Origin of the sequence: Planotetraspora sp. GP83, assembly GCF_041262585.1 — a bacterium.
Taxonomy (GTDB): Bacteria; Actinomycetota; Actinomycetes; order Streptosporangiales; family Streptosporangiaceae; genus JAOEGB01.
In genome coordinates this window covers 1-21,711 of sequence record NZ_JBGCBZ010000006.1, presented here as the reverse complement: position 1 = coordinate 21,711, position 21,711 = coordinate 1, and the positions used below count along the sequence as shown (strand labels likewise).

At 68.3% G+C, this 21,711-nt stretch carries 18 protein-coding genes; 5 read left to right on the top strand and 13 right to left on the bottom strand.

The features are described 5' to 3' along the window. Positions 1–4: 4 nt before the first annotated feature. The 7 genes from ABH927_RS10370 to ABH927_RS10340 form a co-directional block, all read right to left on the bottom strand. Positions 5–892 (bottom strand): glycosyltransferase, encoded by an 888-nt coding sequence (locus ABH927_RS10370; protein ID WP_370020274.1) that lies wholly within the window; start codon positions 890–892, stop codon positions 5–7. After that, positions 889–3,111, bottom strand: a complete 2,223-nt coding sequence (locus ABH927_RS10365; RefSeq protein ID WP_370020272.1) for a hypothetical protein — start codon at positions 3,109–3,111, stop codon at positions 889–891. The genes ABH927_RS10370 and ABH927_RS10365 overlap by 4 nt, the downstream gene beginning before the upstream one ends. A gap of 179 nt (positions 3,112–3,290) precedes the next feature. Next, positions 3,291–4,322, bottom strand: coding sequence for a glycosyltransferase family 2 protein (locus ABH927_RS10360; protein ID WP_370020271.1), 1,032 nt, complete (start codon positions 4,320–4,322; stop codon positions 3,291–3,293). Positions 4,323–4,332: 10 nt separating this feature from the next. Continuing rightward, on the bottom strand, positions 4,333–5,535 hold the full coding sequence (locus ABH927_RS10355) for a glycosyltransferase (RefSeq protein ID WP_370020269.1): 1,203 nt from the start codon (positions 5,533–5,535) through the stop codon (positions 4,333–4,335). Next, complete coding sequence (locus tag ABH927_RS10350) at positions 5,532–6,659, bottom strand: glycosyltransferase family 4 protein (RefSeq protein WP_370020267.1); 1,128 nt, start codon at positions 6,657–6,659, stop codon at positions 5,532–5,534. Before ABH927_RS10350 ends, ABH927_RS10355 begins: the two co-directional genes overlap by 4 nt. Next, complete coding sequence (locus ABH927_RS10345; protein ID WP_370020266.1) at positions 6,656–7,168, bottom strand: hypothetical protein; 513 nt, start codon at positions 7,166–7,168, stop codon at positions 6,656–6,658. The genes ABH927_RS10350 and ABH927_RS10345 overlap by 4 nt, the downstream gene beginning before the upstream one ends. Before the next feature lie 245 nt (positions 7,169–7,413). Next, positions 7,414–8,313, bottom strand: coding sequence for a family 16 glycosylhydrolase (locus tag ABH927_RS10340; protein ID WP_370020264.1), 900 nt, complete (start codon positions 8,311–8,313; stop codon positions 7,414–7,416). Between the two features lie 282 nt (positions 8,314–8,595). Here ABH927_RS10340 and ABH927_RS10335 point away from each other — a divergent pair, with 282 nt between their 5' ends. Continuing rightward, positions 8,596–9,240, top strand: a complete 645-nt coding sequence (locus ABH927_RS10335) for a hypothetical protein (RefSeq protein WP_370020262.1) — start codon at positions 8,596–8,598, stop codon at positions 9,238–9,240. Then, the gene (locus ABH927_RS10330) at positions 9,237–10,226 is read left to right on the top strand and encodes a hypothetical protein (protein WP_370020260.1); all 990 of its coding nucleotides are present in this window, start codon (positions 9,237–9,239) and stop codon (positions 10,224–10,226) included. Before ABH927_RS10335 ends, ABH927_RS10330 begins: the two co-directional genes overlap by 4 nt. Here the strand turns inward: ABH927_RS10330 and ABH927_RS10325 are convergent. The 5 genes from ABH927_RS10325 to ABH927_RS10305 form a co-directional block, all read right to left on the bottom strand. Next, positions 10,223–10,714 (bottom strand): methylated-DNA--[protein]-cysteine S-methyltransferase, encoded by a 492-nt coding sequence (locus tag ABH927_RS10325; RefSeq protein ID WP_370020258.1) that lies wholly within the window; start codon positions 10,712–10,714, stop codon positions 10,223–10,225. The two genes, ABH927_RS10330 and ABH927_RS10325, sit on opposite strands and share 4 nt — an antisense overlap. Before the next feature lie 83 nt (positions 10,715–10,797). Beyond that, positions 10,798–12,279, bottom strand: coding sequence for an AlkA N-terminal domain-containing protein (locus ABH927_RS10320; protein WP_370020257.1), 1,482 nt, complete (start codon positions 12,277–12,279; stop codon positions 10,798–10,800). Positions 12,280–12,368: 89 nt separating this feature from the next. Next, on the bottom strand, positions 12,369–13,304 hold the full coding sequence (locus ABH927_RS10315) for an NYN domain-containing protein (protein ID WP_370020255.1): 936 nt from the start codon (positions 13,302–13,304) through the stop codon (positions 12,369–12,371). Positions 13,305–13,432: 128 nt separating this feature from the next. Continuing rightward, complete coding sequence (locus ABH927_RS10310) at positions 13,433–13,648, bottom strand: acyl-CoA carboxylase subunit epsilon (RefSeq protein WP_370020253.1); 216 nt, start codon at positions 13,646–13,648, stop codon at positions 13,433–13,435. 8 nt (positions 13,649–13,656) lie between these two features. After that, entirely contained in the window at positions 13,657–15,246 is a 1,590-nt protein-coding gene (locus ABH927_RS10305) for an acyl-CoA carboxylase subunit beta (protein ID WP_370020251.1), read from the bottom strand. A 168-nt stretch (positions 15,247–15,414) separates the two neighbouring features. Here ABH927_RS10305 and ABH927_RS10300 point away from each other — a divergent pair, with 168 nt between their 5' ends. The 3 genes from ABH927_RS10300 to ABH927_RS10290 all read left to right on the top strand — a co-directional run bounded on the left by ABH927_RS10300 (position 15,415) and on the right by ABH927_RS10290 (position 20,479). Continuing rightward, a complete protein-coding gene (locus ABH927_RS10300) occupies positions 15,415–16,179 on the top strand; it encodes an ABC transporter ATP-binding protein (RefSeq protein WP_370020249.1) in 765 nt (254 codons plus the stop codon). A gap of 19 nt (positions 16,180–16,198) precedes the next feature. Then, on the top strand, positions 16,199–17,752 hold the full coding sequence (locus tag ABH927_RS10295) for a hypothetical protein (protein WP_370020248.1): 1,554 nt from the start codon (positions 16,199–16,201) through the stop codon (positions 17,750–17,752). A 135-nt stretch (positions 17,753–17,887) separates the two neighbouring features. After that, entirely contained in the window at positions 17,888–20,479 is a 2,592-nt protein-coding gene (locus tag ABH927_RS10290; protein ID WP_407072828.1) for a phosphoenolpyruvate carboxylase, read from the top strand. Positions 20,480–20,680: 201 nt separating this feature from the next. Here ABH927_RS10290 and fdhD read toward each other — a convergent pair whose 3' ends face one another. Next, positions 20,681–21,541: a formate dehydrogenase accessory sulfurtransferase FdhD gene (fdhD, locus tag ABH927_RS10285; protein WP_370020800.1), complete on the bottom strand. Its 861-nt coding sequence runs from the start codon at positions 21,539–21,541 to the stop codon at positions 20,681–20,683. Positions 21,542–21,711: the final 170 nt, after the last annotated feature.

Below are 21,711 nucleotides of genomic sequence, written 5' to 3'. Positions count from 1 at the left end.
GGCCTCATCGTCCCGTGAGCTCCGCCAGCACGCCGACGCCGTAGGCAAGGTGATCGACGACCACCCGGATGGGCCCGTTGTGCCTGTTTCGGACGATGGGAATGAGCAACAGCGCCGGATAGAGAGGGAAGACGAAGGTCAGCGGAAGTCCGAGCAGGAACAGCGGATACGCCAGGACCATCGGCTCCTTCCGGAGTAGCTGCCCGCGCCGGGCGCGGTGCTTCCGGTAGAGGCGCGCCCGAGCCTTGCCGTACACGTAGGAGCGGCGAAGCTGGCGGCGCCCGTCACCCCAGTCGTGGATGACGGTCGCCGTGGGCACGTTGCGGATCCGGTGGCCGGCGTCGATGAGCCGCCAGCTGAAGTCCACGTCAGAGCCGTATTCGAATGCCTCGTCGAAGCCGCCGACGGCCTCGTAGGCCTCGCGCCGGAAAGCCAAGTTGATCGTGGGGCATTCATCCAGGTAGGTGACATGTGTACGCCTCCGCATCGTGTCGTCGTACAGGCCCTCGTGATGCCGCGGGCCAACGGCGACCCCCGCTGTCACGGCCTCGTAGTCCGTCAGGATGGGCCGGAGCAGGGTGGCGAGCCAGCCCTCCTCCGGAAGGCACCCCGCGTCGGTGAAGACGATCACCTCGCCCTCGGCCGACCGCACGCCTTCGTTGCGCTGGTGGGGAATGGAAACGCGGACCCCCGGCGGGCGGCGGAAGTCCTTCCAGCGCACGTGCGGATGGGCCGCCGCGATGTGGTCGAGCCGCCCTTCCGAGGCGTCGACGACGATGATCTCGCATGCGGCGCCACGTTGTTCGGCCAGCGCCCGTGCCTGAGCCGTGACGCCGGCGAGCGTCTTGTCCAGCGCGGGCTCGTCCTTGCTGACGATGACAATAGATATCAACGGTAGAACACCTTGGAGTATTTATTGGCGTAGACGAGGTTGTAATGGGTGTCGATGAACGAGTTCGGGAACACATAGGTGGCCAGACGACCGTTCAGCGTGGATCGCGCACGTCCATACACGGTGTTGTTGTAGCTGGAGTAGATCCAGGCATGCCGGTTCAGGGTCTGTGGCGTGATGTCGGTGACGAAGCCGTTGGAAATTCTGGCCGCGGTGGCGAGCCGCAACTGCCCATAGCGATCGCCGTAGACGAACGACTTCGGATCGTCGCGATGCTCTCCCAGCCACCGCGCAGCGGCGAGCTCGGGTGTGAACATGTAGAACCTTTCGAAGTCCTCCCCGGTCGCGGCGAGATTCGACCCCGTTCCACCGCCCAATGTGGCGCCCACCAGCCCGCTCGTGTTGAGGAAAATCGTGATGACGGCCGAGGCCGCCGCCGCTCCGAGAACTCGGTGGATCGTCTCGGCGCGGCGGGCCGGAACAAGTCGGCCATGGGGGATCCGGTGCAGCACCCAGAACAGCGGAATGGAAAGGAGCACCATCGCCTGAAGCTGAGCCCGTCCCTGGTTGTAGGCCACGGCGAAGGTTCCGGAGAGCCTGAAGATCGCGAGAAAGCCAAGGGCAGGAATGCTCAGCAGGCCGACCACCCGCGCGGCGCCCGGCGAGCGCCGCCGCAGGACGAGGACGAGCGCTCCCACGAGGGCGAGCAGGTTCCCGAGCTGCTTGGCCAGCAGTTCGCCGATATTGAGCACGCCCCGCAGGACCGGAACCACCACGGGCGCCTTCGGCGCGGCGGCGTCCTGGAGTCTGTATCGGATTCGCCGCGAGTCACCGTAGGGGATGATGTACGGCTTGCTTGCCTTGTAGTTGTCTCGGACCGCCCGGGAGTATTCGCTCGCTGACATGTTCGTCAGCTCGGTGCCATTGAGATAGGAGGCGAAAAGACTCTGGCCGGGGATGCCGTGCGGCATCAACTGCAGGCCGTCGGAGGTGACCAGTGTGCGGAACTGCGAGACATTGGACGCCGAATCGGTGATGGGCACGTACCACAGCACCGCGAAGAAAGTGATGCCCGCGAACGAGGCCGACAGCGCGCCGTTCACCGAGGAAACCCGGCGGAAGACCGACACCGCCAACTGCAGCGCGACCGCCCCGCCCAGCATCACTATCGCGAAGTAAGCGCTGGAGTAGTGCGACATCACGACCGCGGGGACGAACAACCCGATCATTGTGAGCCGCTGGTATCGCCGCATGCGTCCGTCGAACACCGCTCCGACGAGTGCCACGAACAGCACCAGGGCGATCTCCTGGCGGGCGAGAGCGGGAAGCTGCTGGGAGATCTCACCCTGCGCCAGCACGTAGACAGCCGCGAGAAAGGCCCATCGTCGCGGCAGGAACCGGCGCGCCAGATTGAACACGCCCACCGGGAACAGGGCGAAGACGACCGGATACGCCACTTTGAGGAGGAGCACCTCGGGCAGCCCCGAAAGCGCATGGAGTTGGGCCGGGAGCGTCGTGATGCTCAGCATCGCTCCGTACGCGTCGGTGCTGTGGTTGGCATGCCAGACGCCGGCCTCGATCGTCGCCCGGGCCGTGGCGTACTCGGTGGCGATGTCGAACCCATAGACCAGATCGCTGCGCAGCGCGTAGGACCACATCATGGCCAGGGCGACCACGAAGAGAAGGACGCCGAGGCGGCCGTCGCCGAGGCGGTCGACGGCCGCGATCCCCGCTATTAGGACCACCACGCAGGCGATGACGGTCGCGACGGCCACCGCGTTGCCGTAGCCGTTGTTGAGGCGTAACGCTCCGGCCGCCGCGGTGAGCGGCAGCAGGGCGGGCAGTATGAGCCAGCGCACCGGCAGCAGCGAATGCCAAGAGATGGCGGCCTCGCCCGGCGCGGACATCCCCGCCCAGAACAGGAGCAGGCAGACGAGTTCGAGGCCGACCAGTAGCGGGACGGGCCGCAGTGGGGCCACAACCCCCACGAGGGGGCCGAGAACATTGACCGCCAGGCCGGAGAGCAGGAGGACCACCAGCGACGCGCTCGGCACGTAGAGGGGAAAGGCGGCGACCGCCGAATCGGGAACGCGCAGGGCACGTAGAAGCAGGCAGCCCGGGGCGGTCAGCAGGAGGGCGAAAAGGAGCGCCTGGACCGCCCAGATCTCTCGCAACCCCACAAGAAGCCCGATGAGGACGAGCGGAGCGAGCTGTGCCAATCGGCCGACGGTGAAGATCGTGTCGCTGCCGGCGGTCGCATCGGTGTGCCGTCCTTTGACCTTATGCCGGCGACGGACGGTCCTCCCCGGAGGAGGCCGGTGCCCGACGTCGAGACGCGGCCGTACGGTCTCCGCTGGTGGGGGCCGGCGCCTCGCGGCAGAGCGACGGCGCACGTTCATCACGTGGCCCGCTCACGCTGCCTGCTCGCGGACGCGGGCTCGGCGGACAGGCGGCGGAAACGCCACCACCCGCTGACGAAACCGATGTTCTCGCAAGTCTCCTGGACGAGTTGGAGATAGGGGTCGGCCAGCGCCTCCAGCGTCCCGTGCCGGGCCGTGTTGACGACTCCCCGCGGATACAGCAACAGCGGCGCCATGGCGGCCACGAGGCCTAGCGGCGGCAACCACACGGCCCCGATCAGCAGGACCGCTACGAGAGCGGGCCATGGAAAGATCGTCGGACGCACGGACGGCCACTTGCGGTATTGGAGAGCGTTGCCCCTGCCGTAGGCGACACTGCGGCGCAGGAGGCTTCGCAAGGTCGGCTCGAAGCGGTGGGAGAGCCAGGCTTCGGGGACGAACACCAGCCTGGTGTGCTGAGCCCGACGGAGCCGCCGCGACAGGTCCTCCTCCTCCGAGCCGAAGCGGAACCGCTCGTCGAATCCACCGGCCGCCAGCAGAACGTCGCGGCGGAAGGACATGTTGCCGCCCGTGAAGGAGTAGACGTCGCGGCGTGCGGGGGCCCGCGGCGCCGACCACTGACGGCGAAGGTAAAGCCACAGCCGGTACGGCAGCGCCTGGCTGACTGTGAGTTCCAGGTCCAGCGGCTGGTGGCGGTTGTTGCGCTCGACGTAGCGGGACAGGAACCCCGAGCCGGTGACCGGGATCACGGGACCCCCGACTCCCATGACGTCTTCCTCGTATCCGCCCAGCAGTTCTTCGGCCCAAGTCGGGACGGGCTCACAGTCGTCGTCGAGGAACGCCACGATCGGTGCGGTGGCCGTGCGTGCCCCTGTGTTGCGCGCCGCCGAAAGTCCCTTGTTACGCTCATGCCGGATTACCCGATATCCACGCTCGCGTGCGATGTCGCCTGTTCCGTCTTGGGATCCGTCGTCAACCACGACGACTTCCAGCGAGTCACGGGCCGTCTGCGCCTCCAGCCCGCGCAGGGGCCGTTCAATCCGGGAAGCGCCGTTCAGCGAGCAGATCACGACAGACAAACTAGGCGGCACCGGGGGTTCTCCCTCGAGTCGGCTGCACGGTGGACCGGCGGATCGCGCGGTACACGCCGAGCGTTTCTCGGACAACCGTCTCCAGGTCGGTGGTCTTGGAGGAAGCAGCCTGCGCCGGTTCCGCGGATCCCCCATGATCATGCCCAACCGGGGTCTCGCGGAGAAATCGACCGATGACGGCGGCCAGTCGCCCGGGTGCGCCAGGCGGGGCCATCCAGGGGGAGGCGGTGAACATGTCGGCGAGACCGCCCACTGCGGTGGCGATGACCGGAACGCCGTAGGCCGTGGCGAGATTGGCGACGCCGCTCTGCTCAGCCGTCCGGTACGGCAGGACGACCGCCTCGGCGGCCTCGAACCATGCCCCGATGTCCCCGTCCGGGACGTACCCGGTGGAGACGAAATGATCATCAAGCCCCATGGCCCGGACCATGCGCTGGACCGAGAGGAAATGGACCTCGTCACGGAGCTGGAACACTCGGAACGGGCCTCTCCTGGAGCGGACGGCACCGGCGACCACGAGGCGCACGTCCCTGAGGGTCTCCGGCCATTCCCGCCGCAGGATCGAAAGAGCCGTCACGAGGTCGTCGAGGCCCTTGTCCACGTGGATGAAGCCGAAGGCGAGCAGAATGCGCGAGCCGCCGAGGTCGAAGCGCAGCCGCAACTCGTCGGGGGTGCTCTTCGCAGCGGGCGGCCGGACGGAGAAGTGCGGGATGACCACCGTCTTCTCCGGCGGGACGCCGAGTGCTCCGGTCAGCGTCTCCCGCGCTGCCCGAGTGTGCACGATGATCTTGTCGCAGCGTGCCGCGATGCGCCTGTACAGCGTCCGGCCGGGCCCCCGCAGCAGCGCCGTGTCGCGAGTGACCTCGTGCATGGTCACCGTGACCGGCACCGACAGACGCGAGAGCTCATCCAGGAGGCGAGTGACGGCCAGGCTCTTCGCCCCGAAAGCCGGCACCGCGAACTGCAGATGGACGACGTCGGGAGCGAAGGAGGCCACGGCGTCCCGGACGTCTTTCGTCAGGCTTCTGATGGCCAGGGCGCCGACCACTTCGGGTGACCAACCGGGGGCGGGATGCGCGGCCAGCACAGCGACGTCGTGCCCGGGAGCTCGTACGGCACCAGCCAGCACCTGGGTGTAGACGCCGATCCCGTCGGGAGCCGGCGGGTACGGACTGACGTAAAGAACTCTCATCGGTGGAACGTTCCTATGACCTGTTCTGCGATCTCCTCCCAGGCGTACTCGCCGAGCCAGTCCTCCTCTGGCGAGTTCCGGCCGCGGGTGAGCGCGTCGTGCAGCGCCGCGGAGAACGCCTCAGGCGTCGGCTCGCACACGACGCCATCCTGCGAACGGGCGACCAGATGCTGGGCGAGATTGTCCGGCGCGGAGGTGGTCACGACTGGGACGCCGCAGGCGATGGCCTCCAGCGCGGCGATCCCGAAGCCCTCCCGCATCGACGGGAAGGCGAACACCTGGGCCGCCTTGATCATGGAGTAGACCGCGTGCTGGTCGGTGACATCGTGCTGGAAGTCCACGGCGTCACCGAGGCCCAGTTGGTCGGCCTGCTCGTGCAGGGCGTCACGTTCGGGACCATCACCGATGATGCGGCAGGTCACCGGTATGTCCTTCTCATGTAACAGGGCGATCGACTCCAGCAGCATGTCGAGACGTTTGTGCTGCATCAGCCGGCTGACCACGACCACGTCGGTGCGGTCCTCGGCGGGAGGGGCGTTACGAGCGGCCTTCAGGTCGATGCCGTTGGGCGCGACGGTGACGTCGGTGCGGCCGCCCAGCATCGAGCGGACCCGGTCAGCCGTCTCCTCAGAGGCGGCGATGATGTGGTCCGGCAGGCGCATCGAAAGCCACTCGACCCACCAGCCCACGCGCCCCGCCTTCGGGCCCAGGTAATCCCGCCAGTATTCCGGCCCCCATACCTCGTGCCAGGTTGCGATCAACGGCTTGCGCCTGAGAGACGCCACGAGCCAAAGTGGGAACAGCTGGAGGTGCGGCATGTGGTCGACCTTGAGAACGTCGAAGCGTTTTCCCACGATCCGCAGAGTCGCGAGAGCGAAGACCAAGGCCTGCCGGATGGAGCGCCGGGGCCCGCGGTAGAACGGCATGAGAGGTGAGATCGCGTGGAAGGTGATCGGGCCTTCGGTGTAGACGCGTGGCCCGTCCCACCACCGCATCGTGAAGACGTGCACCTCCGCCCGTTCGGCGATGTGCTTGGCGAGCTCGTGGTAACGGATCTCTCTGCCACCGAAGTTGTACGGGTGGATCGCGTCGGTGACGATCGCGATCACTGGCCGACGGCTCATCCGTTGTCTCCCGAGCCGGAGTCGGTGCAGGCGACGCCGTGGTGGATGCCCTCGCCGCTGTCGAGGCGGATCCCGATGGTGACGCGTCCGGTCCTGCAGTTCACCCGCACGAGTGGGGAGACGATCGCACGCTGGTCATCGGCGATCTGGACGCTGCCGGACTTGGTCCAGCTCGGTCCCTGGCTGTCGGAGACCTCGACAGTCCACGTATAGGCGTGCTGGGTGCCGGTGCGGTTCTGAATCACGAATGGGGATTTGAGAACCGTCGCCGCCGCGGGCAGCGCTTTCGGCAGATTCTCCGGTTCGGAGAACGAGAGTTCGGTGTACGCGTCCGACCGGTCGGCAAGGCCGGCTAACTGAACAACATTCTGGCCTGGCGGCGTCTGGAAGAACAGAAGAGCCAACACAACGCAGACCACCGTGGTGATTAAGGCCAGCCATCGGCCTGGTCCGCTGGCCGTCCTGTGAGGGGAGTTCGCCGGGTCGTCATGATGCAGAGTCGATTCCATCGAGAACGAGTCCGTCTCGCGGAGTGACCGCATTTATTCTCAACCTCCACCAATAGCGGTGATGGTCGCAGGAAACGTGTTCGTAACACAGGACGAATCCCCCGTAACGCTGCGAATCCTATCAATAGCCTCGTGTGATGACAAGTAGGGTTATAAGTCTTAGCACGACTTATGACCCTTGGTAAAGAAAGTTATGTTTAGCTGACTAAAATATGGGTGGTTTGTCCTGATTTGAGGGGCGCTGGTCAGGCGGGATCGGCGATGCGGTAGACCTTGACCCAGTCGACGCTCATCCGCGTGGGAAAGCGGGTCGAGGCGTTGGGATTGCCGGGCCAGGTGCCTCCGACCTGGACATTGAGGATGATGAACAGTGGCTTGTCGTAAGGCCACCCGGGATACTTCTCGAGTTGCGCGTACGGCTTGCCGTCCAGCCACCAGGTGATGCTGGAGGGTGTCACGTCGACGCCGTACGTGTGGTATTTGGAGTCCAAGGAGTGGTCGAGCAGCATGCTGGCGGCGAAGCGGTGGTTTCCTGCGTGCTCGAAGGCTTGGAGAAGGCGGGGCTTGCCGCCGATGATCTCCGCGATGTCGATCTCCCCGTACGTATCGCTGTGAATCGTGCCGGCATTCGGAGTCTTGAGCCAGAACGCGGGCCAGATCCCCTGGCCGACCGGGAGCTTTATACGGGCGGCGAATCGGCCGTACCTCTGGGAGAACGTGCCGTCCGTCTGCACACGTCCAGAGATGTACTGGCACGATCCATACCAGCACTGCTCGCCGTTACGCTGTTTGGCCGCCGTGATTACGAGAGCACCGGAGCCGTTGAGCCTCGCGTGCTCAGAGGTGTAGTACTGCAGCGCCTTGTGCCCCCATCCGCCGCCGCCGCTGAGAGGCACCCATAGGCTGGAGGGTTTTCCGCGCCCTTCGAAACCGTCTTGCCAGCTGAGCTTCCACTTCACAGGCGGCAGTTGCAGCGGGGGCTTGACCGTCATTGAAACATCGGGTGCGGGCGTCCTTTGCGTCAACGTGGACGGTTCCTTTCCCAGGAGGAAGGCCCCGGTCATGGTGGCCGTCACGGCGAGGGCGGTCGTCGCGAGTATCGTCCAGCGATGCCTCGTCATCGTCGCTGAATTGGTCCGTTCCATAAGTGTTGCTCCGGGGGTCGGCTGTCGCTTGTCCGCATGCTAAAGAGCAGGAGTTTACGCCCCCGGCAAAGGACAGGTTGACTGATGATTGCGGGTCCCGTGGAATTCCCCCAAGATAAGTGGGATGCGTGGCGGCCGGTGCGAGACGTGGCGTAGGCCCGCGACAACCGCAGGAGACCGACGGCTTGCTCCATGCCAATCCGCGCATATCGATGGCTGAACGTTGACTCGACGGCTACCGTGTTCCGGCGGGGACCCCCGATCGACCGGAGGGCTTGGTTGATGCGCTGGAGAACCACCGCCGCGGTTCTGGCCCTGGGCTTCGTGGCGTCGGCCTGCTCGGGGGCCGGTCATGAGCGAGGCTTCACGCCCGCGGGGGCGATCGCGGAGCAGCCTTCCGCCGGGTCCCAGGACGTGGCGGCGCCGGGCGCTGAGACGATCACCGTGGCGCCCGGGCTACAGGTCCAGATCGAGTGGCCGTCCGGGCTCGACGCCGCGCACACCGCCATGGTCAAGGCCTTCGGCGACAACTACGCCGCCCAGTGGCGCGCGGTCGGCAGCCTCGGCAAGGACAAGTCGTACCTCGACGGCGTCGAGGACACGGCCAGCCAGGACGCGTACACGTGGGTGCGCGGGTTCGTCGCCGGCAAGTTCTCGGCGCGTGGCCTGGCCAAGCTCTACTCGTTGCGCGTGGCCTCGGTGACCGGCCGCGGCGCGGAGGTCGACGCCTGCGTGGACGAGTCAGGTGTGCGGGTCACCGACAGCACCGGAACGCCGGTGGCCGACCAGCCTGCCTGGACCAAGCCGCCCAAATCCACTTACTTCCAGGTCGCGGCCGTACGGCGGGGCGATGACGGCACGTGGCGCATCAAGCTGTACCGGCACGCCGCCTATCCCGACGAGCGCGCTAAGGAGTGCGTCCGATGAAGACGAGAGCTCTGCTGGTCTCCTTGCTGGCGGGCGGGGTCCTGACGCTGTCCGCCGCCGGACCGGCCGCCGCCGACCCGGTCGGCACCGGAGGGCCGCACGGTCAGGTCTACCGGCACGGCCGCAGCGTCGGCGTGAAGCTGGAGAACTCCACCATCACGTTGTCCGGCAGCGGCCTCGGCAAGAAGAGCGACGGATATCGCGTCCAGCGCCCCTGCTGGTACGAGCCGGGCAAGTCCGCCGAGGACATGCTGCAGAGCCAGGAGCAGGTGCGGGAGTGGTGGTTCCGCACGCATCCGGGCGGCACCGAGGAGGATTTCCAGAAGTTCCTGCAGCAGTACAAGGACAAGGTCGGCCAGCCTGGCAAATGGTGGACACCCGCGTACAACGCGGCCGATCCGAAGGGCATGTCCTGCTGGACCGGGCTCGACGGGGCGGTGTGGGTGCCGCCGGGAACGACGCCGCCCGCCGGGATCACGGTCGAGGAGCTCCTGCAGATCGCCCGGGCCGCGCTGACCGTGCCACAGCCGACGATCAAGCTGAATCCCGACGCGAAGAGCTACGTCAACCTGGACACGTGGCTCTGGCTCCAGGGCATGGGGGCGCCCACCCGGTCGGTGACGGCCGCCCTACCGGGCGTCATGTCGGCCACGGTCACGGCGAAGCTGGACAGTATCAAGATCGATCCCGGCACCACCAAGGAGCGCGCGGTGGTGCTGGAAGACTGTGGCACCGAGGGTCATCCCTACATCAAGGGGGGGAAGATGACCTGCGGGGTGACCTACCAGCATGCCTCGATCGACCTGCCGCGCAAGGTGTACGTGCTGACGGTGACGACCGTGTGGCCCGTCACGGCCGCCACCAACAACACCGGCGCCGGGCCGGTCACGCCGTTCATCTACGCGCCGCTCAACAACGCGCCTGTGCAGGTGACCGTGACCCGCGACGTCCCCGTCGGCGAGGTGCAGAGCACCGTACGCGGCTAGCCCCGTTCTCCGCTCTGGGACTCGTGGGCGAGCAGCCATTCCTTGACGCGAGTCCCGTAGTAGTAGCCGCCGTAGCCACCGGTCGAGGGGAGCACCCGGTGGCACGGCACGAACGGCGCGACCAGGTTCTGGGCGCACGCCGAACCGGCGGCCCGCGCGGCCGTCCTCGGCAGCCCGGCCTGCTCCGCGAGCCGGCCGTACGACACGGTCGTCCCGGCGGGCACGTTCCGCAGCGCCTCGTACAGCCGCTGGCGCGTGGGCGTTCCAGGCTGCTCCACGGGGACCCCGTCGAGCGCGTCGATCTTCCCGTCCAGGTAGTCCCGTACGGCTTGCGCGGCGTCCCCCAGGTCGCCTTCCCGGAGGGGAAGCGCCTGGAGGGCGTGCGGGAGCCGTACGAACATCTCCATGGGGTCGGCGGCGAAGCCGGCGGCGACGAGGACGCCGCTCCCGGACAGCAGTGCGAGCGGGCCCACCGGAGTGGGCAGCATCTGATACAGAATCATCGTCTTCGCGGCTCGGCCTGACCGGCCTGCCGCTGCCTCCTTCGAGGGGTGGAAATCCAGTGAGGTGGTCACGGGGCGGTCGCGTTCCAGAGATGGAGAGCCGCGTACGCCCGCCAGGGACGCCACAGCTCCGCCTGTCCGGCCGGGATGCCCAGCTTCGCCATGGCTCGCTTCAGCACCAGGTCGCCTTCCGGCCACGCGTCCGGGTCGCGGAGTGAGCGGAGGGCGATGTAGCTCGTGGTCCACGGGCCGATGCCGGGCATCTTGAGCAGCTTGGCGGTGGTCTCGGCAGGGTCTTCGGCCCCGTCGAGGTCGATCTCCCCGGCGGCGACCGCCTCCGCCAGGGCCTTCAGCGTGGAGATCCGGCGGTTGGTCAGCCCCAGACCGGTCAGATCGGCTTCAGCCAGCCGTTCCGCAGTGGGAAAGAGCAGCCAGGTCTCTATCCTTTCGGCTGTGGTGCCGGCCATGGCGGGGATGCCGGCACGGGCGGCGATGCGGCCGAGGATCGTGCGCGCTCCGGCGACCGAGATCTGCTGGCCGACGACGGCGCGGACCGCCAGCTCGAATCCGTCGAACGCCCCGGGCACCCGTAGCCCCGGACGCTCCTTGACCAGCGGAGCGAGGTCGGTCGAGCCGAGGATCGAGGCGACGGCCTCCGGGTCCGCGTCCAGATCCATGAGGCGACGGCAGCGCGACACGATCCTGGCGAGTTGCCTCATGTCCTCGGTGCGCACGGTGAGCCTGATGTGTCCGTCGGCGGGCACGAGCATCACCGACCCGCCCGGGATGGCCCGGCTGTAGCCGGCGACCTCCGGCTGGGACGACCACGTGATGGCCTCCACCCCTGGGATGGCGCGGGCGGCGAGGAAGCGCAGGATGGTCTGCGCGTCGTACGGCCGGCGGTAGCTCAGCCGCAAGGTGAGGCCGGTCGCCGAGCCGGTTGCCGAGCCGGTTATCTGGCCGCTCGGGGATGTCAGTGGGCCGGCGGCCTTCCTGAGCTCTCCGGGAGCGAAGCCGTACGACTCCTTCATGGCCGCGTTGAATTGCCGCACGCTGCCGAAACCGGCCGCGAACGCCACATCCGTGATCGGCAGTGACGTCTCGGTCAGGAGTTGTTTGGCGAGCAGCAGCCGCCGCGTCCGGGCGACGGCGAGGGGGCCGGTGCCCAGCTCGGCGACGAACAGCCGATGCAGGTGCCGCTCGGTGACATGCAGCCGCTGGGCCAACCCGGCCACGCCGTGATCGTCGGCCACGCCGTCGTCGATCAGGCGAAGCCCTCGCCCGACCAGGTCAGCGCGTACATCCCAGCCGGGGTCGCCGGGGCTCAGCTCGGGGCGGCAGCGCCGGCACGGCCGGAATCCCGCGGCCTCGGCCGCCGCCGCGTGCTGGTAGAACAGCACGTTCTTCCGGGCGGGTGTGCGGGCCGGGCAGATCGGGCGGCAGTAGATCCTGGTCGAGGTGACCGCCGTGTAGAAACGCCCGTCGAACCGGGCGTCCCGAGCGGACACCGCCAGGTAGCACGCGTCGAAGTCGAGCTGTTGTGTGGTCACGCATACGACGCTATGCCCTGGCCGCCGACGCGCGCTGGCGGAAATCGGACCCCAACCTTGCCGTGATCATGCACGGCGAGAGGGGGGTGTTACTTGCTGGAGATGCCTACGCCCAGATCGAATTCGCGGTAGACGCGGGCCCAGAAGCCGTCTCGGAGCCAGACTCTGGCCTCGGGATACGGCCGCAGCGAGTGGCCGAGCTCCTTCTCCGCCTCGATCAGCAGCTCGGTGTCGATGACCGTGGGCAGTATCGGGCCGGGCAGCAGGTCGCGGATGTTGTCGCGGCCCCGCGTCAGGATCCACTTCTGCGCGACGTGCTCGCCGACCTCCTCGACATGCGGACGGCCGGGGCCCAGCTTCGTCACCTGGCCGACCGGCGCCTTCGGGACAGGCTTCACCGTACGGCCGGCGAAGACCTGGGCGGGTGACGGCGCCGGCGTGACGGGCACAGGCGCGGGCGCCCGGTTGAAATAGGGACGCAGGAAATCGGCGCTGAGGATCTCCACGGTGTCGGACTCCCAGACCAGCCGCTCGGCCTGGTTGGTGCCGAACGGCGGCTCGACGCCCCAAAGGTGGACTCGCACGCCGTACGCCTGGGCGGCCTCCACGGCGGGGACCATGTCCTCGTCACCCGCGATCAGGACGGTGTCGCTCACGGCGTGGTGGCGGGCCAGGGCCTCCAGATCGCTCCGGATCTGGGCGTCCACGCCTTTCTGCTGGCCACGGGCGTTCAGGTTGCCGAGCCGGACCTTGACCCAGGGAAGCTGGGCGATCACCCGCTGGTCGACGGTGGGCACGCGATCACGGGCCGCGTCGTACCAGTAGACTCGGAGCAGCTCGCCAGGAATGCGCTCAAGCGCGTGTTTCTGGAGCGACTGGATCAGTTCGTCCGCCGCGACGCGGTACTCCTTGCGCTCCTTCGCTGCCAAAAGAACTTCGCCGGCCGCCGCATACAGGTAACCAACGTCTACAAGGACGGCATACTTAGCGGCCATGCCGTGGGCGTTGAAGTCCGGGATGGCCATGTTGTCCTCCAGGACTCGTCACTAGTTGATCGGCTGACTATATTCCCCCACTATCTAGATAGTCCCAACTCTTGGGCCAGTTGACACCCTGATCGGCTGATCTAATCGCCTGACGCTCGCTGTCAGGCCTACCGGGAACCGGGGAACGAGGAGGCCCGCCATGCTCCCGGGCCGTGCGGCAGGGCGCCTCGCATCCGATGTGCCGGATTCCTCCAGTTTTCCGCCTTCTGTACGGCTTTCGTCACCCGGGGTGCCCGTGAGCTGATGGCGGCGACGACGGCGGCGACCTCCTCGGGCGTCGCGTCGCCCCGAACGATCCTGAGGTACGGCTCTCGCTCACTCATGGAGGCGGTCATAGGGGGATGTTCCCGTGCTTCTTCGGGGGCAGGGTGGCCCGCTTGTTGCGGAGGGCGCGTAGCGCGCGGACGATCTGGACCCGGGTCTCCGACGGCCGGATGACCGCGTCGACGTAACCCCGCTCGGCGGCGAGATACGGGTTGGCCAGGGTGTCCTCATATTCGGTGACGAACCGGGCGCGGGCGGCGTCCGGGTCGTCAGCGGCGGCCAGCTCGCGCCGGTAGAGGATGTTGACCGCGCCCTGGGCCCCCATCACGGCGATCTGCGCTGTGGGCCAGGCCAGGTTGATGTCGGCGCCGAGGTGCTTGGACCCCATGACGTCGTAGGCCCCGCCGTACGCCTTCCGGGTGATGACCGTGACCAGCGGCACGGTGGCCTCGGCGTAGGCGTAGAGGAGCTTCGCTCCCCGGCGGATGATGCCGTTCCACTCCTGGTCGGTGCCCGGCAGGAACCCGGGCACGTCCACGAAGGTCAGGACCGGGAGGTTGAAGGCGTCGCAGGTCCGGACGAACCGCGCGGCCTTCTCCGAGGCGTCGATGTCGAGCGTTCCGGCGAAGCTCATCGGCTGGTTGGCCACCACGCCCACAGGGCGCCCCTCGACCCGGCCGAAGCCGACGACTATGTTCGGCGCGAAACCGGCGTGGATCTCCAGGAAGTCGCCGTCGTCCAGGACGCGCCGGATGACCGTGTGCATGTCGTAGGGCTGGTTGGCCGAGTCGGGGACCAGCGTGTCGAGCTCGCGGTCCTCGTCGGTCGTCTCCAGCGGGACCTCGGTCTCGAAGGCCGGAGCCTCGTCCATGTTGTTGGAGGGGAGGTAGGCCAGCAGCGCCTTGGCGAACTCCAGGCAGTCCTCCTCGTCGGAGGCCTCGTAGTGGGCGACGCCCGACTTCGAGTTGTGGGTGTGCGCGCCGCCCAGCTCCTCGAACGTCACCTCCTCGCCGGTGACCGTCTTGATCACATCCGGCCCGGTGATGAACATGTGCGACTTCTCCTGAACCATCAGGACGAAGTCGGTCAGGGCGGGGGAGTAGACGGCGCCGCCGGCGCACGGCCCCATGATGAGCGAAATCTGCGGGATCACGCCCGAGGCGTGCACGTTCCGCTTGAAGATCTCGGCGTAGAGGCCCAGGGAGACGACGCCCTCCTGGATGCGCGCCCCACCGGAGTCGTTGATCCCGACCATCGGGCAGCCGGTCTTCAGCGCGTGGTCCATGACCTTGACGATCTTCTCGCCGAAGACCTCGCCGAGTGAGCCGCCGAAAACGGTGAAGTCCTGCGCGAACACGGCGACCGGGCGGCCGTCGACCGTGCCGTAGCCGGTCACCACGCCGTCGCCGTACGGACGCTCCCGGTCGAGCCCGAAACTCGTCGAGCGGTGCCTGGCCAGCTCGTCGAACTCGACGAAGGAGCCCTCGTCGAGGAACGACACCAGCCGCTCGCGGGCCGTCATCTTGCCTTTGGCGTGCTGCTTCTCCACCGCCCGCTGGGAGCCGGCGTGCACGGCCTCCTGCCTGCGCCGGTCAAGGTCGGCGATCTTGCCCGCGGTCGTGTGGATATCGATCTCGTGAGCCCGCTCAGCACTCATCGGCCGCTCACCGCCTCTTGCTCGGACCTCATGTCGGACAGGGTAACGAGAATGCGGCATCGGCCCGCCGCGGGGTGGTCCCACAGCGGAACCAGGAGAAGATCCCCATGCGTTCACGGGATACCAGGCGAAAGCCGTACAACGTCGAGAGCTGGCAGAGTGGAGCCCATGGTCGAGGCGGTGCGTACGCAAGGCTTGTTCAAGCGGTTCGGGCAGCAGATCGCGGTGGGCGGGGTCGACCTGATCGTGCCCAAAGGCAGCTTCGCCGGGCTCGTCGGCCCCAACGGAGCGGGAAAGACAACGACGCTCAGCATGGTCACCGGGCTGCTGCGCCCCGACGGCGGTCTGATCGAGATCAACGGCCACAACGTGTGGTCCGATCCCGTCAGCGTGAAGGCCCACATCGGCGTGCTGCCCGAGGGCCTGCGGCTGTTCGAGCGCCTGTCCGGGCGGGAGTTGCTGCTCTACAACGGCCAGCTCCGCGGCATCCCGCTCGACGAGGTCGGCAGGCGGGCCGACGAGCTGCTGCGGATCATGGATCTGGTCGAGTCGCAGGACAAGCTCGTCGTCGACTACTCGACGGGCATGCGGAAGAAGATCGGCCTGGCGGCGGCGCTGCTGCACAATCCGGACGTGCTCTTCCTGGACGAGCCGTTCGAGGGAGTCGACCCGGTGTCGGCGAACACCCTGGTGGAGGTGCTGCGGAGGTACACCGCCTCCGGATCCACCGTGATCTTCTCCAGCCACGTCATGGACCTGGTCGAACGGCTCTGCGACTGGGTGTCGGTGATGAACCGCGGCCACATCGTCGCGCAGGGCCCGCTCGACGAGGTGCGCCGCGACCGGACACTCAACGAGGCGTTCCTGGAGCTCGTCGGCGCACGCGGCAACGGGGAGGAGGGCCTGACATGGCTCGGCTCCACGACGGCCTGACAGGGGGACCGGCGCGGTGGTGAGGCTCTTCGTCCGGCTGAAGCTGCGGCTGATCAGAGGCAACCTCCGCGGCGACACGATCAAACAGCTCGGCTTCGTCTTCTCCGTCATCGGCGCCGTCGTGGCCGCCGTCGCCGGCTTCCTGCTCTTCAGCCTCGTACGGCTCGCGCCCGCCGACGTCGCGCTCGACATCGGGATCGTGGCGTTCACCCTGTTCACGATCGGGTGGATCCTCGTCCCGCTGCTGGCCTTCGGCCTGGACGAGACGCTCGATCCGTCGCGGTTGTCGCTCTTCCCGCTGACCACGCGGCAACTGGCGATCGGCATGTTCGCCGCGTCGGCGACCGGGCCGTGGCCGCTGGCCTCGCTCATCGTGCTCGCCGGAGGCGTCGTCGGCCTCGCGTCCGGCCTCGGTGGCGTCCTGCTCGGCCTGGTGGCCGTGGTGCTCCAGTTCGCCCTGTGCCTGGTGGCCTCGCGCGCGCTCACCACCGCGCTGTCCGGCGCGCTGCGCAGCCGCAGGGGCCGCGACCTTCTCGCGGTGGCAGCCGTCTTCGTCGTCCTTCTCTTCCAGCTTCCCAATCTGCTCCTCAACCGGGGACTGCCCGGCGACCCGCGGAAGCTGCTCGAATCGGCCGGCTCGGCGCTGCGCTGGACGCCGCCGGGCCTCGCCGCGCACGCGATCGCCGACGGCGGGCTGATCGGCGTCGCGGAGTTGATCGTCGTCGCGATGGTCGTCGTGGTGCTCGCCTGGCTGTGGATCGCGGCGCTGCAACGGGCTCTCGTCACGCCCGACTCCTCCAACCAGAGCGGCGGCTCGGTGCGGCGGTCGCGGATCGCGCGGTTCCTGCCCGGCGGGATGCTGGGGGCCGTCGTGGCCAAGGAGCTGAAGTACGCCCGGCGCGAGCCGCGCGGCCGGATCTCCTGGTTCACCGCGATCGCCGTGAGCGGGATCATCATGTTCTCCCTCCGCGGCCCCGGCGGCTGGCAGGGGCCGGCGTTCGCGATCGCCCCGGCGTGCCTGGCCGCTCTGATGATCGGGCTGCAGGCGGCCAACGTGTTCGGCATCGACGGGCGGTCGCTCTGGATGAACGCGGTGGCCTTCTCCACGGACCGTGATCTCCGTACGGATCTCGCGGGGCGCCACCTGGCCATCGCGATCATCGCGGTGCCGCTGCTGACTGTGGTCTCGGTGGTCGCCGCTCTTGTCGCGGGGAACCTCCCGTGGGCCCTCGTCGCCGCGCTCACGGCATGGGGGGTGCTGGGCGTCGCCCTCGGAGTGGGCTCGGTGACCAGCGTGATCCTTCCGTACACGTTCCCCGACCGGCTCAACGCCTTCAGCGGGGCCGCCCCCGGCCAGGGCGGGCAGGCGTTCCTCGCCTCGTTCGGCGCGATGCTGGGCACCTCGATGATCGCCCTGCCGGTCGTTCTGCCCGTCCTCCTGGGCGCCTACTGGCTGTGCGTGCTGGCCGTGCCGTACGGGCTCCTCATCGCCTGGGCGGGCCGCCGCCTGGGGGCGTCGATCGGCTTCAACCGCATGCCCGACCTCGTCGCCGCCGTCTCCCGCCCCACCTGAGCCGCCGGAGGCAAGGCTTAATCTAGTGGTCTAGTCCAATTGATGAGACCGGTATCAGGCGGCCAGAAGGGATTCGCTAGCCTTCCAAGCATGGCCGCCATCGCCCCTGCCGAACGACACAGTGCCGTTACGGAGATGCCGGATGAGCTCCGTGCCGACGTGCGCCTTCTAGGTGGACTGCTGGGCCAGGTGATCGCCGAACACGGCGGTCCCGGCCTCCTCGCCGACGTCGAACGGCTGCGCAAAGCCGTGATCGCCGCCCGGCGCAATGAGACGACCGCCGACGACATCGCGGCCATGGTGGCCGAGTGGCCGGTCGACCGGGCCGTCCACATAGCCCGCGCCTTCACCTGCTACTTCCACCTGGCCAACCTGGCCGAGGAGCACTACCGGATCCGCATCCTGCGGCAGCGCGACAAGGACGACGTCCCGCTGCGCGAGTCGCTGGCGGAAGCCGTACAGGCCTTGCGTGGTGACGAGCGGCTCCAGGAGCTGATAGACGGGCTGGAGTTCCGCCCGGTGCTGACCGCGCACCCGACCGAGGCGCGGCGGCGGGCCGTGGTGACCGCCATCCAGCGGATCAGCGCCCACCTCGGCGAGTACAACGCGCCGGGCCGGGGAGCGGGTGAGCGCGAGGAGGCCCACCGGAAGCTGCTGGAGGAGATCGACCTGCTGTGGCGGACGTCCCAGCTCCGGTCGACCAAGCTGGACCCGCTCGACGAGGTCCGTACGGCGATGGCGGCGTTCGACGAGACGCTGTTCCGCACGGTCCCGCTGATCTACCGGTCGCTCGATGCCGCCCTGGAGCCCGGGACCGGCACGCGGGAGCCGCTGTCGAGGCCGTTCATCCGCTACGGGAGCTGGATCGGCGGCGACCGCGACGGCAACCCGAACGTGACCGCCAAGGTGACCCGCGAAGCCGTCCTGATCCACGCGGAGCACGTGCTCACCGCGCTGGAGAACGCCGCCACGCGGATCGGCCGCACCATGACCGCCTCGGCGGCCTACACGCCGGCGTCGGCCGAGCTTCGGGCGGCGCTGTCGGACGCCGAAGACGACCATCCCGATCTGGTGTCGGAGGTGGCGACGCGCTCGCCGCAGGAGCCCCACCGGCAGTGGCTGCTCTTCGTGGCGGCGCGGATCGCGGCCACCCGCCGCCGTGACCTCGACCTCGCCTACCTCTCGCCGTCCGACCTGATCGCCGACCTCAGGCTCGCGCAGGAGTCCCTGCGGGAGGCGGGAGCCGTACGGCAGGCCTATGGAGAGCTGCAGCACCTGATCTGGCAGGTCGAGACCTTCGGGTTCCACCTGGCCGAGCTGGAGGTGCGCCAGCACTCCGAGGTCCACGCGGTCGCGCTGAAGGAGATCGCCTCAGGCAAGCTCTCCGAGCGGACGGAGGAGGTCCTCGCCACGATCCGCGTGATCGGCTGGATCCAGGAGCGCTTCGGCGTTCGGGCGTGCCCACGCTACGTCGTGTCCTTCACCCGGTCCGCCGACGACGTCGCCGCCGTCTACGAGCTGGCCCGGCACGCCCTCGGCGACCGCGCTCCGGTGATCGACGTGGTGCCGCTGTTCGAGTCCGGGGAGGATCTGGACAACTCGGCGGCCGTCCTGGACGGCATGCTGTCGCTGGAGCCCGTGCGCAAGCGGCTCGCCGAGAACGGGCGGCGGGTGGAGGTCATGCTCGGCTACTCCGACTCGGCCAAGGAGCTCGGGCCGGCCGCCGCGACGCTGCGCCTCTACGACGCTCAGGCGGCGCTGACCGCGTGGGCGGCCGAGAACGACGTGCGGCTGACGCTCTTCCACGGCCGGGGTGGCGCCCTGGGCCGTGGCGGCGGCCCCGCCAACCGGGCCGTGCTGGCCCAGGCCCCCGGGTCGGTCGCCGGCCGGTTCAAGGTCACCGAGCAGGGTGAGGTCATCTTCGCCCGATACGGGCATTCCGCGATCGCCCGGCGGCACATCGAGCAGGTGACCAACGCCGTGTTGCTGGCCTCGACCTCGGCCGTGGAGTCGAGCGCGGCCGCCGCCGCGGCGAAGTTCCGCACGCTGGCCGATCAGGTGGCCACCGCTTCAGAGCAGGCCTACCGGGCGCTGACCGAGGCTCCCGGCTTCCCGGAGTGGTTCGCCCTGGTCAGCCCACTGGAGGAGATCGGCTCCCTGCGGCTCGGCTCCCGGCCCGCCCGGCGCGGTCTGGGCGCCCCCCGGTCGCTCGACGATCTGCGGGCGATCCCGTGGGTCTTCGCCTGGGCGCAGACCCGGGTCAACCTGCCGGGCTGGTACGGCCTGGGCAGCGGCCTGGCCGCCGTCGTCTCCGAGGGCGGCCTGGATGAGCTCCGCTCGGCGTACCGGGAGTGGCGGCTGTTCGCCGCGATGCTGGACAACGCGGAGATGTCGCTGGCCAAGACCGACCGGTCCATCGCCTCGCGCTATCTGGCGCTCGGCGGCCGGGACGACTTCGTCGAGCAGGTCTTCGACGAGTATGACCGGACGAGGAAGCTCGTGCTGGAGGTCACCGGCCACACCCGGCTGCTGGAGAACCGGCGGGTCCTCTCCCGGGCCGTGCAACTCCGCGACCCTTATGTGGACGCCCTCAGCCACCTGCAGCTGCGCGCCCTGTCGGCGCTGCGGGCCGATGAGGACCTGACCGAGGAACAGCGGGAAGGCCTGTCCACCCTGCTGCTCCTGAGCGTGAACGGCGTAGCCGCCGGCCTCCAGAACACCGGCTGATTTGTTAGTGATCATGCACAGTATGTTGTGTGGTGATCACGCATGAGCTGTTTGTGGTGATCACGCACAGGGTGTTTTGTGGTGATCATGCACAGGTTCCCGGCTACGCCGCTCGACCTGCCGCGACCTCGTGCGTGATCATGCACAGATTCCCGGAAATGCTGTTTGACGTGCAACAACACAGTTCGTGATCATGCGATCTCAGGCCGGGATTCGCTCGGCGCCCGCGTAGATGTTGAACCGCTCCTCCCGGAGGAAACCGACGAGCGTCACGCCGAACTCCCTGGCCAGGTCCACGGCGAGCGACGACGGGGCCGAGACCGCGCAGACGACCTGGACGCCGGCGGTCACCGCCTTCTGCATGATCTCGTAGCTCGCCCGCCCGCTCACCAGCAGCACATGCCGGTCGAGCGGCAGCCGCCCGCCGAGCAGCGCCCATCCCACCAGTTTGTCCACCGCGTTGTGCCGCCCGACGTCCTCCCGCACTCCGACGAGCGACCCGTCGGACGTGAACAGCCCCGCCGCGTGCAGGCCGCCCGTCTTGCCGAACACCCCCTGCGCTTTCCTCAGCAGGGACGGCATGCCGTACAGCACTTCGGGGGACACCGTGATCGTCGAGCCGGTGGCGAGCGGCGGGCAACGGTCACGGAGGGCGTCGAGACTGGCCGTGCCGCAGACCCCGCAGGCGCTCGATGTCAGGAAATGCCGCTCAAGCGAGGCGAGATCGGGCAGCTTCGGGACGCCGAGCCGCACCGTCACGGTGTTGTAGCGCGCCCCGGGCTCCAGGTCCTCGTCGGTGCAGTAGCCGATGGCCGCGATGTCGCCGGGCGCGACGACGCCCTCGCCGTGCAGGAACCCGGCCGCGAGCTCGAAGTCCGCGCCCGGCGTGCGCATGGTGATCGCGACCGTACGGCTCTCGCCCCCGGCGAGGAGCCGGATCTCCAGGGGCTCCTCGGTGGCGAGGTCGTCTCTCCGGTCCCGTACGGCGGAGCCGGCGACCTCCCGGACCCGGATCCGGGTGACGGGTCCGGGCCGGTGTGTACGGCTGTCGCCCGATTGCATGGTCACGAATCGCTTCTTCGCTGGTCAGAGGCCATAGATGGGAACCCTTGCATGATCACGGCCGAGGTTTGAGCTCAACGCCGTTGCGTTTGGCTGTCTGCGGCTGAGTCAAGGGCCTTGAGGACGCGAACGGGACTTCTGGTAGATCAACTTGTGTCGAGCAAGGCGAT

Coding starts and splice junctions, on each gene's coding strand:
- ABH927_RS10350 (WP_370020267.1), bottom strand. CDS start 6,659: ATGAGCCGTCGGCCAGTGATCGCGATCGTCACCGACGCGATCCACCCG.
- ABH927_RS10340 (WP_370020264.1), bottom strand. CDS start 8,313: ATGGAACGGACCAATTCAGCGACGATGACGAGGCATCGCTGGACGATA.
- ABH927_RS10300 (WP_370020249.1), top strand. CDS start 15,415: ATGGTCGAGGCGGTGCGTACGCAAGGCTTGTTCAAGCGGTTCGGGCAG.
- ABH927_RS10325 (WP_370020258.1), bottom strand. CDS start 10,714: ATGCTGCCCACTCCGGTGGGCCCGCTCGCACTGCTGTCCGGGAGCGGC.
- ABH927_RS10330 (WP_370020260.1), top strand. CDS start 9,237: ATGAAGACGAGAGCTCTGCTGGTCTCCTTGCTGGCGGGCGGGGTCCTG.
- ABH927_RS10355 (WP_370020269.1), bottom strand. CDS start 5,535: ATGAGAGTTCTTTACGTCAGTCCGTACCCGCCGGCTCCCGACGGGATC.
- ABH927_RS10290 (WP_407072828.1), top strand. CDS start 17,888: ATGCCGGATGAGCTCCGTGCCGACGTGCGCCTTCTAGGTGGACTGCTG.
- ABH927_RS10305 (WP_370020251.1), bottom strand. CDS start 15,246: ATGAGTGCTGAGCGGGCTCACGAGATCGATATCCACACGACCGCGGGC.
- fdhD (WP_370020800.1), bottom strand. CDS start 21,541: ATGCAATCGGGCGACAGCCGTACACACCGGCCCGGACCCGTCACCCGG.
- ABH927_RS10315 (WP_370020255.1), bottom strand. CDS start 13,304: ATGGCCATCCCGGACTTCAACGCCCACGGCATGGCCGCTAAGTATGCC.
- ABH927_RS10345 (WP_370020266.1), bottom strand. CDS start 7,168: ATGGAATCGACTCTGCATCATGACGACCCGGCGAACTCCCCTCACAGG.
- ABH927_RS10310 (WP_370020253.1), bottom strand. CDS start 13,648: ATGAGTGAGCGAGAGCCGTACCTCAGGATCGTTCGGGGCGACGCGACG.
- ABH927_RS10335 (WP_370020262.1), top strand. CDS start 8,596: ATGCGCTGGAGAACCACCGCCGCGGTTCTGGCCCTGGGCTTCGTGGCG.